Annotated in this window: 12 protein-coding genes; 7 read left to right on the plus strand and 5 right to left on the minus strand. The window is 74.4% G+C overall.

All coding sequences use genetic code 11. The features are described 5' to 3' along the window. Positions 1-180: 180 nt before the first annotated feature. From ACFWNV_RS35640 to ACFWNV_RS35650, 3 genes are all read left to right on the plus strand, one after another. Complete coding sequence (locus ACFWNV_RS35640; RefSeq protein ID WP_383955125.1) at positions 181-2,199, plus strand: WxL protein peptidoglycan domain-containing protein; 2,019 nt, start codon at positions 181-183, stop codon at positions 2,197-2,199. Positions 2,200-2,307: 108 nt separating this feature from the next. After that, positions 2,308-3,207 carry a sortase gene (locus ACFWNV_RS35645; RefSeq protein WP_383955129.1) on the plus strand — a complete coding sequence of 300 codons (900 nt, stop codon included), beginning with the start codon at positions 2,308-2,310 and terminating at the stop codon, positions 3,205-3,207. Positions 3,208-3,218: 11 nt separating this feature from the next. Further along, a complete protein-coding gene (locus ACFWNV_RS35650) occupies positions 3,219-4,037 on the plus strand; it encodes a phosphate ABC transporter ATP-binding protein (protein WP_383955132.1) in 819 nt (272 codons plus the stop codon). A gap of 23 nt (positions 4,038-4,060) precedes the next feature. Here the strand turns inward: ACFWNV_RS35650 and ACFWNV_RS35655 are convergent, their stop codons facing one another. From ACFWNV_RS35655 to ACFWNV_RS35665, 3 genes are read right to left on the minus strand one after another with little or no spacing between them, the layout of a single operon-like run. Then, positions 4,061-4,825 (minus strand): hypothetical protein, encoded by a 765-nt coding sequence (locus tag ACFWNV_RS35655; RefSeq protein WP_383955135.1) that lies wholly within the window; start codon positions 4,823-4,825, stop codon positions 4,061-4,063. Between the two features lie 25 nt (positions 4,826-4,850). Continuing rightward, positions 4,851-6,977, minus strand: coding sequence for a PQQ-binding-like beta-propeller repeat protein (locus ACFWNV_RS35660; RefSeq protein WP_383955138.1), 2,127 nt, complete (start codon positions 6,975-6,977; stop codon positions 4,851-4,853). After that, positions 6,974-9,175: a protein kinase gene (locus ACFWNV_RS35665; RefSeq protein WP_383955141.1), complete on the minus strand. Its 2,202-nt coding sequence runs from the start codon at positions 9,173-9,175 to the stop codon at positions 6,974-6,976. The genes ACFWNV_RS35660 and ACFWNV_RS35665 overlap by 4 nt, the downstream gene beginning before the upstream one ends. A gap of 166 nt (positions 9,176-9,341) precedes the next feature. Between ACFWNV_RS35665 and ACFWNV_RS35670 the strand changes: the two genes are divergently transcribed. Together ACFWNV_RS35670 and ACFWNV_RS35675 are read left to right on the plus strand one after the other, a co-directional pair. Next, entirely contained in the window at positions 9,342-9,956 is a 615-nt protein-coding gene (locus tag ACFWNV_RS35670; protein WP_383955143.1) for a hypothetical protein, read from the plus strand. 21 nt (positions 9,957-9,977) lie between these two features. Next, the gene (locus ACFWNV_RS35675) at positions 9,978-10,556 is read left to right on the plus strand and encodes an NADPH-dependent FMN reductase (RefSeq protein WP_383955146.1); all 579 of its coding nucleotides are present in this window, start codon (positions 9,978-9,980) and stop codon (positions 10,554-10,556) included. A 21-nt stretch (positions 10,557-10,577) separates the two neighbouring features. Here ACFWNV_RS35675 and ACFWNV_RS35680 read toward each other — a convergent pair whose 3' ends face one another. Then, complete coding sequence (locus tag ACFWNV_RS35680) at positions 10,578-12,584, minus strand: sigma-70 family RNA polymerase sigma factor (protein ID WP_383955150.1); 2,007 nt, start codon at positions 12,582-12,584, stop codon at positions 10,578-10,580. 2 nt (positions 12,585-12,586) lie between these two features. Beyond that, a complete protein-coding gene (locus ACFWNV_RS35685) occupies positions 12,587-12,910 on the minus strand; it encodes a YciI family protein (RefSeq protein WP_383955153.1) in 324 nt (107 codons plus the stop codon). A gap of 164 nt (positions 12,911-13,074) precedes the next feature. Between ACFWNV_RS35685 and ACFWNV_RS35690 the strand changes: the two genes are divergently transcribed. Beyond that, positions 13,075-13,788, plus strand: coding sequence for a DUF998 domain-containing protein (locus tag ACFWNV_RS35690; RefSeq protein WP_383955156.1), 714 nt, complete (start codon positions 13,075-13,077; stop codon positions 13,786-13,788). Positions 13,789-14,005: 217 nt separating this feature from the next. Further along, positions 14,006-14,602 carry a hypothetical protein gene (locus ACFWNV_RS35695; protein WP_383955159.1) on the plus strand — a complete coding sequence of 199 codons (597 nt, stop codon included), beginning with the start codon at positions 14,006-14,008 and terminating at the stop codon, positions 14,600-14,602. Positions 14,603-14,711: the final 109 nt, after the last annotated feature.

Raw genomic sequence — 14,711 nt, forward strand, 5'->3', positions numbered from 1 at the left:
GAACGTCCCTACATCCCCGGTGGCCGGAACTAACTCCCCCACCCACCCCCTCACCGCCATCTTATCCCGGCGTGCGCCCGGGGCCGGCGCGGCCGGCCTCCCCCGCGGCCCGCCCCGGCCCGCCCCTGACGCCTGGACCCACCGCACCCCTTCCCCTTCCCCGGATCGGACGCCCGAGCCATGAACCCCACCGCCCCCGCCGCCCGGCGCGGCCGCCGTCCCGGCGCGCCGGCCGTGGCCGCCCCGGTCCTCGCCCTCCTGCTCGCGCTGCTCGGGCTGGTCTTCGTGGCACCGGCCCAGGCCGCGCCCTCGGCCCCCGCCGTGCATGCGGCCCCGGCCGCTCCCGGGGAGGACCGCAAGTCCACCTTCGGCGTGCAGCCCGCCGGGCCGAAGGGGCCCGACGCACGGCCCCACTTCTCCTACGGGGTCACCGGCGGAGCCACCACGCGCGACCAGATCGCCATCTGGAACTACGGCGAGGAACCGCTCACCCTCGCCGTCTACGCGAGCGACGCGGTCAACACCCTCGACGGCGGCTTCGACCTGCTCCCGGCCGGCCGGACGCCGAAGGACGCGGGCAGCTGGATCAGGCTGGAGAAGGACACGGTGACCGTCCCGCCCAAGGGCAACGTCATCGTCCCCTTCACCGTCACCGTCCCCCGCGAGGTCACCCCCGGGGACCACACCGGCGGCATCGTCGCCTCGCTCGCCGCCGGAGCCCAGGACGGCCAGGGCAACAAGGTCAAGCTCGACCAGCGGGTCGGCGCCCGCGTCTACGTCCGCGCCGCCGGGACCCTCACCCCGCGCCTGGAGGTCCAGCAGGTCGCCGCCACGTACGAAGGCTCCGCGAACCCCTTCGCCGAGGGCTCGGCGACGGTCACCTACACCCTGCGCAACACCGGCAACGTACGGCTCGGCGCCCGCCAGGCCGTGCGCGTCAACGGCCTGTTCGGCACCTCCGTCACCGCGGACGGCGCGAAGGACCTCGGCGACCTGCTGCCCGGCACCTCGCTCACGATCACCGCCAAGGCCGGCGGGGTGGCCCAGGTGCTGCGGTCCTCCGCCGTCGTCTCCGTCCAGCCCGTCGCCGCCCGCGACGGCGTGGACCCCGAACTGCCCTCCCTGACCCGGTCGGTGGCGCTGTGGACGGTTCCGTGGGCGCTGCTCGCGCTGATCCTCGTGATCACCGGGGGCGGGCTGTGGGTGTGGCGCCGCAGGCGCCTGGCCCGGGCCGCGGCCGCCGTTTCGGCCCGCCGGCGCGCCACCTCGGCCACCTCCGCCACCTCCGCCACCAACGAACGCCAGAACGCCAAGAAGGAGCCCATCGTGCAGTTCACCCGCCTCCGCCGGCGATCCGCGGCAGGCGCCGCGACCGCGGCGGCCGCCGCCCTCGTGGGCCTGGCCCTGACCGTGCCGACGGCGGCCCACGCCGCCCCGGCCGGCTCGGCGAAGATCAACCCCGCCACCGGCAGCGACGGCAGCAGCATCGACGTGACCACGTCGGCCGCCTGCCCGGAGCCCTCCACGAACATCCTGGTCACCGTGGCCGGCAAGGGCTTCCCGGCCGAGGGGCTCAACGTGGTCGGCAACTCGCCCATCAGCACGTACCCGCCGGCGGCTTCGGGCGGCATCGGCGTCCCGCTGACGATGACCATGCGGGACTACGCCAGCCAGGCCGGCTTCACCACCCTCGAAGGCCGCTACGACCTGACGGTCGTGTGCCGCAAGGCCTTCGGCACGGACACCTACGGGACGTTCGCGGCCTCCCTGTGGTTCACCTCGAACACCGAGTACCGGACCACGGACCCGGGGACCGGCAACCCGACGCCGACCCCCACCCCCACCCCGACCCCGACCGCGACGCCCACGCCGACCCCGACCGCCACGCCCACCCCGACCGCCACCCCGACGCCCACCCCCTCGGAGTCGGCGTCCCCCACCCCCGCCCCGACCGAGTCCCCCTCCCCGTCCGCGTCCGCCACCACGGGGACGACCACGAGCGGCGGCAGCAGCGTCGGCGTCTCCACCAACGTCTCGGGCGGAGCCGCCGGCGGCTCGGGCGGCCCCGGTGGCGGCCTGGCCAACACCGGCGCCGACGCCACCGCGGTCGGCCTGCTCTCCGGGGGCCTCGTCGTCACCGGCGGCGCGCTCGTCTGGTGGGCCCGCCGCCGCGGCCTGCTGACCTTCGCCGGCAACTGACGTACGGGCGACCGGCCTTCGCGGCCAAGTGGCCGAGCCCGCCGCATCCCCGCAGCACCCGCACCCGCACCCGCGCCCGCATCCTCATCCGCGTTCGGAGAAGACACGATGACAGCCACCTCCACCCCGCCGGTGGACGTGCGCCCCGACCCCGCCGGAGCCCCCGAGGCCCCGGCGGGACGTACGGGTCCACCCGGCCTGTGGGCCACCGGCGCGGCCCTGGCCATCCTGGGCGCCCTGCTCCTCGGCTTCGTCGCGGAAGTGGGCCCGCTCGGACACCTCCGGCACGAGCGGGACCGCCGGGTGGGGTATGCGCAGCTGCGGGAAGGGCTCGCCAACGCCACCGCGCCGCTGGGGCCCACCGAGCCCGGCACGCCCGTCGCCCTGCTGGAGATCCCGCAGATCGGGCTGCGCGAGGTGGTCCGCGAGGCGACCACCTCCGGGGTACTGGCCTCCGGGCCCGGCCACCGGCGCGACACGGTCCTGCCCGGCCAGCCCGGCACGAGCATCCTCATGGGCCGCCAGGCGGGCTACGGCGGCCCCTTCGCCCACATCGCGGACCTGGAGCGCGGGGAGACCTTCCTGGTCGTCACCGGCCAGGGCGAGCACACGTACAAGGTGCTGGGCGTCCGCCGCGCGGGCGACCCGCAGCCGGCCCGGCCCACCGGTGACGCGGCCCTGCTCACCCTGATGACCGCCGACGGGACCCCGTACATGCCCGACGGCGTGGTCCACGTCGACGCCGAACTCACCACGCCCGTACAGCAGTCCGGCGGCCGCACCCCGGGGCGGCTGGCCGCGGACGAGGCTCCCCTCGGGAGCCAGACCTCCGCCTGGTTCCCGCTGGTCCTGTGGGCGCAGGCCCTGCTGCTCGCCGCCGCGGCGCTGGCCTGGGCGCGGATCCGCTGGGGCCGCGCGCACACCTGGCTGGTCGGCTTCCCGGTACTGGCCGCCCTCGGCCTGGCGGTGGCCGACCAGGCCGCCCTCCTCCTGCCCAACCTCCTGTGAACGAGGCCCTGATGACGACGCAGACGCTCTCCCTCCCCACGCTCCCCGCAACGGGCGCGTCCACCCTGGACGCCCGGGACGTCTCGGCGTGGTTCGGCGGCCGCAAGGTCCTCAACCGGGTCTCCCTGACGATGCCCGGCGGCCAGGTCACGGCCCTGATCGGCCCCTCGGGCTGCGGGAAGTCCACCTTCCTGCGGATCCTCAACCGGATGCACGAGCTGATCCCGGGCGCCGAACTGGCCGGCGAGGTCCTCCTCGACGGCGAGGACGTCTACGCGCGCGGCCGCCGCCTCACCGACGCCCGCCGCCGGATCGGGATGGTCTTCCAGAAGCCGAACCCCTTCCCCGCGATGTCGGTCTACGACAACGTCACGGCCGGCCTCAAGCTGACGGGCACCCGCGCCTCGGCGGCCGAGAAGGACGCGCTGGTGGAGGAGTGCCTGACCAAGGCCGGACTGTGGAAGGAGGTCCAGGACCGGCTGCGCCAGCCGGGCGGCGCGCTCTCCGGCGGCCAGCAGCAGCGCCTGTGCATCGCCCGCTCCCTCGCGGTGCGGCCGCGGATCCTGCTCATGGACGAACCCTGCTCCGCCCTGGACCCCACGTCCACGCGCCGCATCGAGGAGACCGTCCGCGAGCTGGCCGACGAGGTCACCATCGTGATCGTGACGCACAACATGCAGCAGGCGGCCCGGGTTTCCGACCAGTGCGCCTTCTTCCTCGCGGAACAGGGCACGCCCGGCCAGATCGTGGAACACGGCCCCACGGAGGCCATGTTCTCCGCCCCGGCCGACCCCCGCACCTCGGACTACGTCCAGGGCCGCTTCGGCTGACCGCCGACGTCCGGTCTCCCCGCTCACGGAGCAGTGAGCGTGGCGAGTGCGTCCTTGGCACAGGCGATGGCGGCCGCCTCGGCGATGTCGCGGGGAATGTTCTTGATGGTCAGGCCGGAGGAGGTGAATCCGGAGTACTCGACGCTGATGAGCGCGTTCTTCTGGAGCACCGAGAGGGTGACACGGCCGCTGCTGCCGAAGTCGGTGTAGAGCAGGGTCGCCTTGTCGCCGAGGCCGGGAACGGCCCGGTCGACGGTGATCTTCGCGCCGGTGGTGGTCGCCGTCGTCCGTCTGACGGTCAGGGTCTGCTGGTAGACGCTCTCGGCCGACGAGGCGAGGAGGGCTTCGACCTGCGCGTACGTGTAACCGGACTCCTTGCTCAACCAGTTGCCCGTCGACGCGGCCAGACCGCTCGCGATCGGGGACGCGGTGCAGGTGGCTCCCTTGACGTAGTGCTCGACCGTCTCCGGGCGCAGCAGCGCACAGCCGTCGACCAGCGTGGTGGGGGGCGGGGTCGCCGGGGCGCCGGTGGCGGTCGCCGCAGGGGGCGGTGCGGCGGTCGGTGCCGGTTCGGCGAGGTTGGCGACCAGGCTCAGTACGAGGGCGACGGCGCCCGCCCCGGCGGCGAGGCCGGTGAGCAACCAGGTCCACCGTCGGGCGGGGCCGACCGGGCGCAGGTCGGCCGGATCCGGGAGGGTGGCCGGGGTGGGCTGCTCCGGCAGGACGCGGGTGGACGCGGGGGCCGGCGGCTGCCCGGGGGCGGGCGGGGTGTCCTCGGTGTCGGTCATCTCGTGGTGAACCCTTCGGAGGCGGTCAGTTGCCGGGCAGGTGGTAGGCGGTCAGGGTGGTCCCGTAGCCGATCAGGAGGGCCGAGTCCTGGAGCAGGATCTGCGGGTCGCCCGGCTGCCGGGCGAAGGTCTGCTGCCACTGGCGGGCGCCGTCGCCGGCGGTGACCGCCTGCAGGGTGATTCCGCCGGCGGCGGTGGGTGCGGTGAGGAGGACCAGCTTCCCGGCCGCCTCCCGGACGGTGGTGGCGCCCTGGGGTGACTGCCGGGTCCAGACGGTGCGCCCGGTGCGCAGGTCGGTGCCGGTCGTGCCCCGTGGTCCGCCCAGGACGAGCATCCCTGCGGCGTCGGCGCTCCCGTTGACGGGGCCCGTGTGCCGGCCGCTCCAGAGTGGGGCGCCCTGGGCGGGGTCGAACGCCGCCGTGCCGACCGGGTCGTCCGGGGGCGTCAGGAGTCCGAGGGGGACGCAGGTGAGCACGCCCTGGTGGAGGGAGAGCGAGGTCCGGTAGCCGGTGAGGGAGATGGTCACGGCGACCGGCGGAAGGCCGCTGGGCCGGCTCCAGACGGTGGAGCCGTCCCGGCCGCCCACCGCGGCCAGGGCCAGATCCGCGGTGAGGGCGTACAAGGTGCTGCCGGTCGGCGGCGCGTACAGGTCCTGGGCGTCGAGCGACCAGCGTTGCCGCCCGGTCGCACCATCGAGCGCGGTGAAGCGGACCGTGCCGCTCGTGATCCGGTCCGAGAGGAGCATGACGACCAGCAGGTCCGCCGAGGCCATGGCCTGGAGACGGTAGGGGGTGCCGAGCGCGGTGCCGGTCCAGCGCTTGCTCCCGCCGGTCGCGTCGTAGGCGTGCAGTGCGCCGCCCTGACCGGTGACCAGCAGCAGGCCGGGCATCGGCAGGGCCACCGACTGGGCGCCGGGAACGGCTTCGGCCGAACGCCAGAGCGTCGTGCCGTCGCGGGCGTCGCGCGCCTGCACCAGGCCGGCCGAGTCGACGGTCCACACCCGGCTGCCGTCGCCGACCGGGAGGATGCCGGTCTCCGCGGTGCTGCTCCACAGGGTGCGTCCGTCGGCGCGGGCGTAGCCGGCCATCCCGGTGCGGTCCGCGCACACCACCGCCTCCGGTCCGCAGCCGACGGGGGTCATGCCGGCCCGGGGGAGCGTGGCCGACCAGGCCTTCGGGGGGCTGCCGCCGTCCTGGCCGGGCCACAGTGCCCGGGCGGTGCCTCCCGTGGCGGTCGTGGCGAGCAGGGCTCCGCCGAGGAGGAGCAGGCGGCGCCGGGTGCCGTTCGGGTCCTTGAGCACCCGTGCCAGGTCCCGCTCGCGGCGGCGCACCGTCCGCTCGGCCTCGCCCATCCAGTCGGTGCCTACCGCCGGACCGTACCGGAAGGCTTCGGCGAGTTCGGCCGGTGCGGGACGCCGGGCCGGGTTCCGGTCCAGGCAGCGCACCAGCAGTCCCACCAGTTCCCGTGGTACTCCGTCGAGGTCCGGGGGCTCCTCGGCGGAGCGGTAGACCAGTACCGCGGCCGGCCCCTCGCCGAAGGGCGGGCGGGCGGTGGCGGCGAAGGCCAGGACGGCGCCGAGTGAGAACAGGTCGCTGGCGGGGGTGAGTTGCTCACCCGTCGCGTGTTCGGGAGACATGAACCCGGGGGTGCCGACGATCTCGCCGCTCGCGGTGGGCAGCGCGTCGGCCGTCGGCTTGCTGATGCCGAAGTCGATGACCCGCGGACCGTCCCGGGTGAGCAGGATGTTCGAGGGCTTCAGGTCACGGTGGATGATCCGGGCGCGGTGGATCGCGGTCAGCGCCTCCACCAGCCCCGCCGCCAGCACCTGCAGCGCGGGCCCGGCGAGCGGGCCGTGTCGCGCCACGGCCTCGTGCAGCGACGGGCCGGTGACGAACTCGGTTGCCAGCCAGGGGATGTCCGCCTCGGTATCGGCATCCACCACCGCCACGGTGTAGGCCCCGTTGACGGCTCTGGCCGCCGCCACCTCCTGGGTGAACCGGCGCCGGAATCCGGCATCGGCCGCGTACTCCTCCCGTACGGTCTTCACCGCGACGGGGCGTCCGCTGTCGGTGGTGGCCAGGTAGACATCGCCCATGCCGCCCGCTCCGAGCCTTCGCAGGGCGCGGTACGGGCCGATGGTCCGCGTGCTCATGCACCACTTGCGCGGAAGGCGCGCAGCGTGGTGGCGGACCCGCAGAAGAGCGCTCCGCTCTTGGCCGCGGTGGTCCAGCCGCCCTCGTCGGAGGGTGCCTTCGCCACCCAGCGGATCGCGCCGTCGGCGGCGTCCAGGACGGCCGCACCGGAGGATCCGTCCCGCAGGGGCACGGCGAAGAAGCCGTCTCCGGCCGACGGTGCCCGGTAGTCCGTGGCCACACTCGTCCCGGTCGTCGCCGCCAGGGTGGTGTGCCACAACCCCTTGCCGGTCGTGACGTCCAGGCAGTACGCGGTGCCCCCGGCCCCGGAGAGCAGGAGCCGGCCGGCGCCGAGCGCACAGCCGAAGACCGCCTGCGGGACAGTGGGGGCCGTCCAGCGCTGCTGCCCGGTGGCCGGGTCCAGGGCGGTGACCGCGTTGCCGCGGACGAGCAGCAGGAGCTCGCCGGTGCGCAGCAGCCGCGCGGGTACTTCGGTATTCCCTGAGGTGAGGTTGGTGACCTGCCAGTGGGAGGTCCCGGTGCGCAGGTCCACCGCGTGGATGACCTTGCCGTCCTCGTAGTAGCAGCGGCCGTCGGCGACCAGTCCCAGCGAGCTGCCGGAACCGCCCTGCGTGTTCTCGTGGGTGCCGGCCAAGGACACTGCCATGTTCTGGGTGATCTCCTGCTGCCAGAGCACTGCCCCACTGCTCAGCTCGGCCCCGGCCACGACCCCGCCACCGGTCAGGGAGGTCTGGCGGGCGAGCACCACCGTCCGGCCGTCCGCGCCGAAGGTCCGCAGGCTCATCGCGGCATAGGTGAGCTGCTCGGCGGGCACGGTGAGCGGGCCCTGGTGGCTCTCGCCCCCGGAGTTCAGCCACACCAGGTTCGCGAAACCCGGGCCCGTCCCGTAGATCAGGTCGTTCTGCACCTGGAAGCACTGCACGTCCTGCCGGGACCAGGCCTGACGCCCCGTCGCCCCGTCGAAGGCGACCGCGCCCTGTCCCCGGCTCCACCACACCGGCGTGGCACCGAGCATGGACAGTTGGTGAGTGATCGTCACACCGCTGATCGGTTTGCTCCACAGCGGCGCGGGTGCGGCGGCCGGCGTACCGGAACCTGCCGCTTCGGCACCCCACGCGTCGACGTCCTTGCCCACCGGCGCCCCGCCAACGGCCCGGCGGGCGCGACGGGTGAGCAGCAGCGGTACGCCGACGGCGCCGGCCACGCCCGCGCCGAGGCCGGCGCCGAGCCCCAGCAGGCCGCGGCGGCTGAGCGACTGCCACGTCCGGACCGGCAGGGCGGGCGGATCGGCCGGCGGCGCGCCCAGATCGACTTCGGCCTGCCGCTCCCGGGCGTCGAGGTCGGCGAGCAGCCACGGGCTCAGCAGCGCCGCCGGATCGGCCGGGGCCAGTGCGGCCAGCACCGCCGTCGCGGTGGGGCGCCGGGTGGAGTCCTTGGCCAGGCAGGAGGCCACCAAGGGGAGGAGGGAGGCGGGCACTCCGGAGAGGTCCGGCTCCTCGTACACGACCCGCCGGTTGACGTGCGCGGGTTCACCTTCGCCGAACGGCGTGCGGCCGGTGAGTGCGTACACCAGGAGGCAGCCGAGCGAGAACACGTCGGCCGCGCCGGTGGTCGCGGAGTCGGCGACGATGCGTTCGGGGGCGACGTAGCCGGGCGTGCCGCACACCATGCCGGTGCGGGTCAGGTGCACGGCGTCGAAGGCGCGGCTGATCCCGAAGTCGATGACGCGCGGACCGTCCCGCGCGATGAGCACGTTGCCCGGTTTGAGGTCACGGTGCACCACCCCCGCCGCGTGGATCGCGGCCAACGCCTCGGCGAGGGCCGCTCCCAGGGCCCGTGTCCCCTCTTCGCCGAGGGTGCCGAACCGCAGGACCGCCTCGCCGAGGTCCGGCGCGGGCAGGTAGGACGTGGCCATCCAGGGACGACGGCCGCGTGCTTCCGCATCCACCACGGGCGGCGTGTGGAAACCGGTCACCCGCCGTGCGGCCTCGACCTCCTGCCGGAAGCGGCGCTGGAACTGCGGGTCCTCGGCGTACTCGGCCCTGATCACCTTCACCGCGAGCAGTCTCAGCCCGGGCGAGCGGGCCAGATACACCTCGCCCATCCCGCCCGAGCCCAGCTGCCGCAGCAACTGGTGCGGGCCCACGAACACGGCCTTCTGTTTGCCTGAGCCGTCGGTGCTCCTGTCGGCAGCCACCAAGCCTCCCCCGAGCGTGTCGCCGTCCTCACGGACAGACACAGTGACACGTACACCTCATCCGGCGGTTCCCTTTCGGACACGTGGACGCCGGCGGGCGTGGCCTGCCGCCCCCCGACTTCGAGAAGTCCCTGACATGCGGCCGCCTCTTCGTGAGGATGCCCGTATGGCAGACAGCGCAGAGCTCTTCGCTCTGATCGGCGTGGTCGGGGGAGCCGTACTGGGCGCGGGGGCCACCCTGTTCTCGTCGGCACTCCAGACCAGAACGGCGGAACGCGTCCGACGACGCTCGCGCGCCGAGGAGGAAGTGCGCCGGCTCATCGCCCTGCGCAAGAGCACCCGCGAGGCGCTGAGGTGCCTGTCGGAGGCGGTGGAAGGCCTGGAATCGGGCCGACCGGCCTCCATGGACGCGTTCGTGGCCGGCTGGCAGGTGGCGCGGAACGCCGTCACGGATGCGGCGGACATGACCACCATCGACGGATTCCGCCTCGCGCAGTCCCGTGCCAGCGTGGAGGCCATGCGCGGGCTTCCGCAGCGCCCACGCCGGTGGAGGCGGTCCCGTCGAAGCAGGCCGAGCCCCTCCCAAGGCAGCCCGGGCATCGTCATCTCACTGGACGCGGCCGGTTTTGCCGTGGGTGAGGCGCTTCGTGCCCGGGACCTCGGCACTGCGTTGGGTCCGGAGGACATGCGGCGGCTGCGGGAGCTGGTGACTCGTGCGGAAGAGGGCCGGTCCGCGCTGCTGGCCACCCTCCTGGACCGGATGGAGGACCTGCAGGACTGAAGCCTCATTACATTGGGACACATGTCTGTGATGCCCACGTCGCCCGTGATCCTCCTGCTGTCGGGAAGCCTGCGGGCCGGCTCCTCCAACGAGACCGTCCTGCGCACCGCGCAGGCTGCCGCCCCCGCGCGGGTGCGGACGGTCTTCTACGAGGGACTGTCGGCCCTTCCGCACTTCAACCCCGACGACGACGCCGAACCGCTGCCCGGCCCCGTGGCCGGGCTGCGCGCGGCCATCGCGGAGGCGGCCGGGATCCTGATCTGCACCCCGGAGTACGCCGGGACCCTGCCGGGCTCCTTCAAGAACCTGCTGGACTGGACGGTCGGCGGCACCGAGATCTGCGACAAGCCCGTCGCCTGGGTCAACGCGGCGGCCCCCGGACGCGGCGAGGGCGCGCAGGCCACGCTGCGGACCGTGCTCGGCTACACCGGCGCCGACATCACGGACGCGGCGTGCGTACGGATCCCCGTGGACCGCAGCACGGTCGGCGCGGACGGAACCATCGCCGACGAGGCCGTACGCGCTCAACTCGCCCGGATCCTCGCCCTGCTGGCCGACGCGGGCCGGCCCGATCTCCGGCGCGGAGCAGGGGCGGGATGACCAAGGCATCGGCCGCCGGCCCTACGCCGTCCCTCGCGTACCTGGTTTGAGGCGGCGCAGGGTGTAGCCCTCGTGCTTCGGGTCCAGGGGCTTGGTGGCCTCCTTGAAGAGGTACTCGGCCCGCTCGTAGGACAGGCGGCGCCGGCCCGTCTCCGGGCACAGGTCGGCCGGCCCGGGGGTCCGGGCCGGTCCCGGCCGCCGCTCGGAGAGGAACACCGGGCCCCGGGTGCGGCCGGCCAGCAGAGGGGGCAGGAGGCGGGCCGTCCCGGAGCGCCAGCTCACCCGGGTGTCGCCCGCGCGCGCCCGGCGGTCCTCCAGGTCCAGGTCCTCGACGTTCAGCGACAGCACGGCCTTCACACCCGCCGCCGATTCGTGCAGGAGCCGCCACAACGTCCTCTCCCGCAGCGGCACTTCGGGGTCGTTCCACAGCGCGTCGAGCTCTACGGGGTCCAGCGCGGGCGCCCGGGTGCGGGACCCGGTGCGCCGCTCCAGCCCGGCCGCGAGCCCGTCCAGACCGGCCCAGGCGCCGAAGGAGCGTACCGCCGAGCGGTGCCGGTTCCAGGTCCCGGCCGCCGCACCGCCCCAGGCGGCCGTGCACACCCGTGCCACCTCCTGCGCCGTCACCCCGGACAGCGGCGCGACGTCGCCGAGGTCCAGGCGCAGCCGCCGCAGGGTCTGGCCGTACGAGCGCACCGTCGCCGCGTCCAGGTCGGCCCGGCCCAGGAAGGCCCCGGCCGCCCCGCCGAGCGTCGGCCCCGGAGCCGGGCCCGCCGGGCCGCCGGGGGCGGGCACCTCCTCCGCGCGCCGCCGCAGGAAGGCGCGCTCGGCGGCGTTCTTGGCGAGGGCCGCCGCCCGGAGGAACTCCAGCCGCGCCTCCGGGCCGCGGTCCAGGCGCAGCAGCAGGTCGCCCCGCACGCTGGGGAGGAGGTGGTAGTCGCGGAGCACGGGATCGGCGACCAGGGAGTCGACCAGGTCGAGGCCGGCCTGCGGCCCGTACGCCATGCCGAGGGCCACCGCCCGGTTGAGCTGGACCACCGCCGTCGGCAGCAGCCGCGCCAAGGCCCCGTACAGGGTCGCGATCTGCGCCCAGTCGGTCTCCGCCGCGGTGCGTGCCTGCGCATGGCACACGGCGATCGCCGCTTGCAGCATGTACGGGCCGGGGGTCCCGCCGGCCTCCCGCGCGCGCAGCATCGCGGTGAAGCCGCGGCGGACGAGCAGCTGGTCCCAGCGCCCCCGGTTCTGCTCGTGGAGCTGGACGGGCTCGCCCGCGGGCCCGGTGCGCGCCGCCGAACGGGAGGCCTGGATCTCCATCAGTGCGACCAGGGCGTGCACCTCGGCCTCCCGGGGCGCCAGCTCGGCCAGCAGCCGGCCCAGCCGGAGCGCTTCGAGGCAGAGCCCCGGGCGCATCAGATCGTCGCCGGAGGTGGCCGAGTACCCCTCGTTGAAGATCAGGTAGATGACCTCCAGCACCGAGGACAGCCGCTCGGGCAGCTCCGTGTCCTGCGGCAGGTCGAAGGGCACGCGGTGCTCGGCCAGCGTGCGCTTGGCGTCGGCGATGCCCCGGCTGACGGCGCCGGCCGTGACGAGGAAGGCCCGGGCGATCTCCTCGGCCGTCAGACCGCCCAGCAGCCGGAGGGTGAGCGCCGCACGGTCCCGGGCCGGCAGCACGGGATGGCAGGAGAGGAACATCAGCCGCAGGACGTCGTCCTGCCCGGGGTCCTGCGGCTCCTGCCGTTCCTGGCGCCCCTCCACTCCCTCCAGCTCGCGGGCGAGCTGTTCCTGCTTGTCCGTGAGCAGCCGGGAGCGCCTGATGTGGTCGACCGCCCGCCGTTTGGCGGTGGTCGTCAGCCAGGCGCCGGGGTTGTCCGGGACCCCGGCGCCCGGCCACTGCTCGAGCGCGGCGACGAGCGCGTCCTGGGCCAGTTCCTCGGCCAGGCCCACGTCGCGGACCATGCGCGTCAGCGTGGCGATGATCTTGGCCGATTCGAGCTTCCAGACCGCGTCGATCGTCCGCGAGGTGTCGGGCACGCTCAGGAGCCGAAGACCTGCTGGACCACGCTCTCGCCGTCACCGACGATCCTGCGGAAGCGGCGGGCCAGCTCGATCGCCTCTTCCCGGGACCGGACCTCGATCAGCGCGAAACCGGCCACGGCCTCCTTGGCCTCGGCGAACGGCCCGTCCGTCACGGTGATCTCCTCGCCGGCGGAGGCCACCAGGATGCCGCCCGGTTCCAGACCGCCCGTGGCCAGCAGGACGCCGGCCGCGGTCAGCTCCTCGATGAACCTGCCCATTTCGGCGTACAGCCGCTCGTCGGGGGCGGTGTCGGAAGGCTTCGTCGTCATCAGGTAGCGCATGGGGACTCCTCGTCTCGTGGTGTCGAGCTGCTGCCCGCACCTTGCCTACACGTCGAACCGGCGATGTGACAGGGAACGCGCCGATTCCCTGTCACATCGCCGGTTCGACGTAGCGGTGAGAACCGCAGCAGAGCCGCCCGCCACGAACCCGAGAGGTACCCGCCATGACCGCCCAGACCCCCGCCCGGACCCCCGCCCGGACCCCCGCCCGGACCCCCGCCGCCCCTGTTTCCCCGTCCCCGTCCTTCCGCACCTCCTCCGCCACGCGCTCCCTCCTCGCCTGTGCGGTCGTGGCCTCCCCGCTGTGGGCCTTCGTCTCCCTGACCCAGGCCGCGACCCGCCAGGGCTTCGACATCGCCCGCCACCCGCTGAGCGCCCTCAGCAACGGCAGCCTCGGCTGGCTCCAGATCACCAACTTCCTGCTCGCCGGAGCGCTCCTCGCCCTCGGGGCCGGCGGCCTGCGCCGCGCCCTGCGCGGCAGCCCGGGAGGCACCTGGGCGCCGCGGCTGGTCCGGATCGCCGGCCTCGGCATGATCGCCGCGGGGGCCTTCGTCATGGACCCGCTCGACGGGTTCCCCCTGGGCGCCCCCTCCGCGGAGACCGCGACGCTCACCTGGCACAGCTACGCCCACTTCGCCGCCGGGTCGGTCACCTTCACCTCGCTGATCGCCGCCTGCTACGTCCTGGGCCGGCACTTCGGCCGCGCCGGGAACCGCCGGTACGCGATCGCCTCCCGGGTGGCCGGTACCGCCCTGCTGCTCGGCAACGGCTGGGCGATGGGCGGTGGCCGGGCGGGCACCCTGACCCTGGCCGTCGGAGCCGTCACGGCGATGCTCTGGGTCTCCGTCGTCGCGTACACCGAGCGCCGCGGCAGCTGACCCCGCACGGCACTGACCCCACGGGTCTCCCGGCCTTTTAACCCGTGGTGCGGAGGGTGTCAAGTCCCGAGTTTCCGGAACATGACCCGGATGCCCCGTCCGGGGCTTACTTGAGTCAGAAGGGAAGAGGCGGAAAGCCACTCCAAGGAATTCCTCCTCTCCCCGAATTACCTCACCGTCCCGAATATCCGGGACACGTAAACCATAGGAGAAGGTCATGAACCGTAAGACTCGCACCAACAACGTCGTCCGCACCAACCGCCGTGGATTCCGATTCGCGACTCTGGTCGCATCGGCCGCCATGATCTCGGGAGGGGTTCTCATTCCGGCCTCCATGGCGACGGCGGCTCCGGCCCCCGCCCACGTGGCCACCGCTCTCCCGGCCGCCGGTGGCGCCGGAGGGGACGGCGGCGAAGGCGGCGGCGGCCTCGTCGGTGGCGGTGGCGGCTCCGGCGGCTCCGGTGGCGGCAGCGTCTTCGGCATCGGCGGCGCCGGTGGCAACGGAGGCAAGGGCGGCAACGGCGTCCTCTCCGGTGGCGGCGGCGGTGGCGGCGGTGGCGGCGGTGAAGGCGTCATCGGTGGCAAGGGCGGCAACGGCGGTGGCGGTGGCAGCGGCCTCTTCGGTGGCAGCGGCGGCAACGCCGGCAGCGGCGGCGACGGCTTCCTGATCGGCGGCAACGGCGGCAAGGGCGGCAACGGCGGCGACGGCGTCTTCCAGGGCGGCAACGCCGGCAAGGGCGGCAAGGGCGGCTTCGGTGGCCTCTTCGGCGGCCTCGGCGGCAACGGTGGCACCGGAGGCATCAGCATCTTCTGATCGCCGACCCCGCACCGCGCTCGACGGGGGTGGAGACCTTCAGGGCCTGCCGGCCCCGCCCCCCCCCCGTCCGCGCCCGTCGGGGGGGCGCCGGGGGGGGGGGGGGGGC

The sequence above is a fragment of the Streptomyces sp. NPDC058401 genome (assembly GCF_042722885.1).
Taxonomy (GTDB): Bacteria; Actinomycetota; Actinomycetes; order Streptomycetales; family Streptomycetaceae; genus Streptomyces.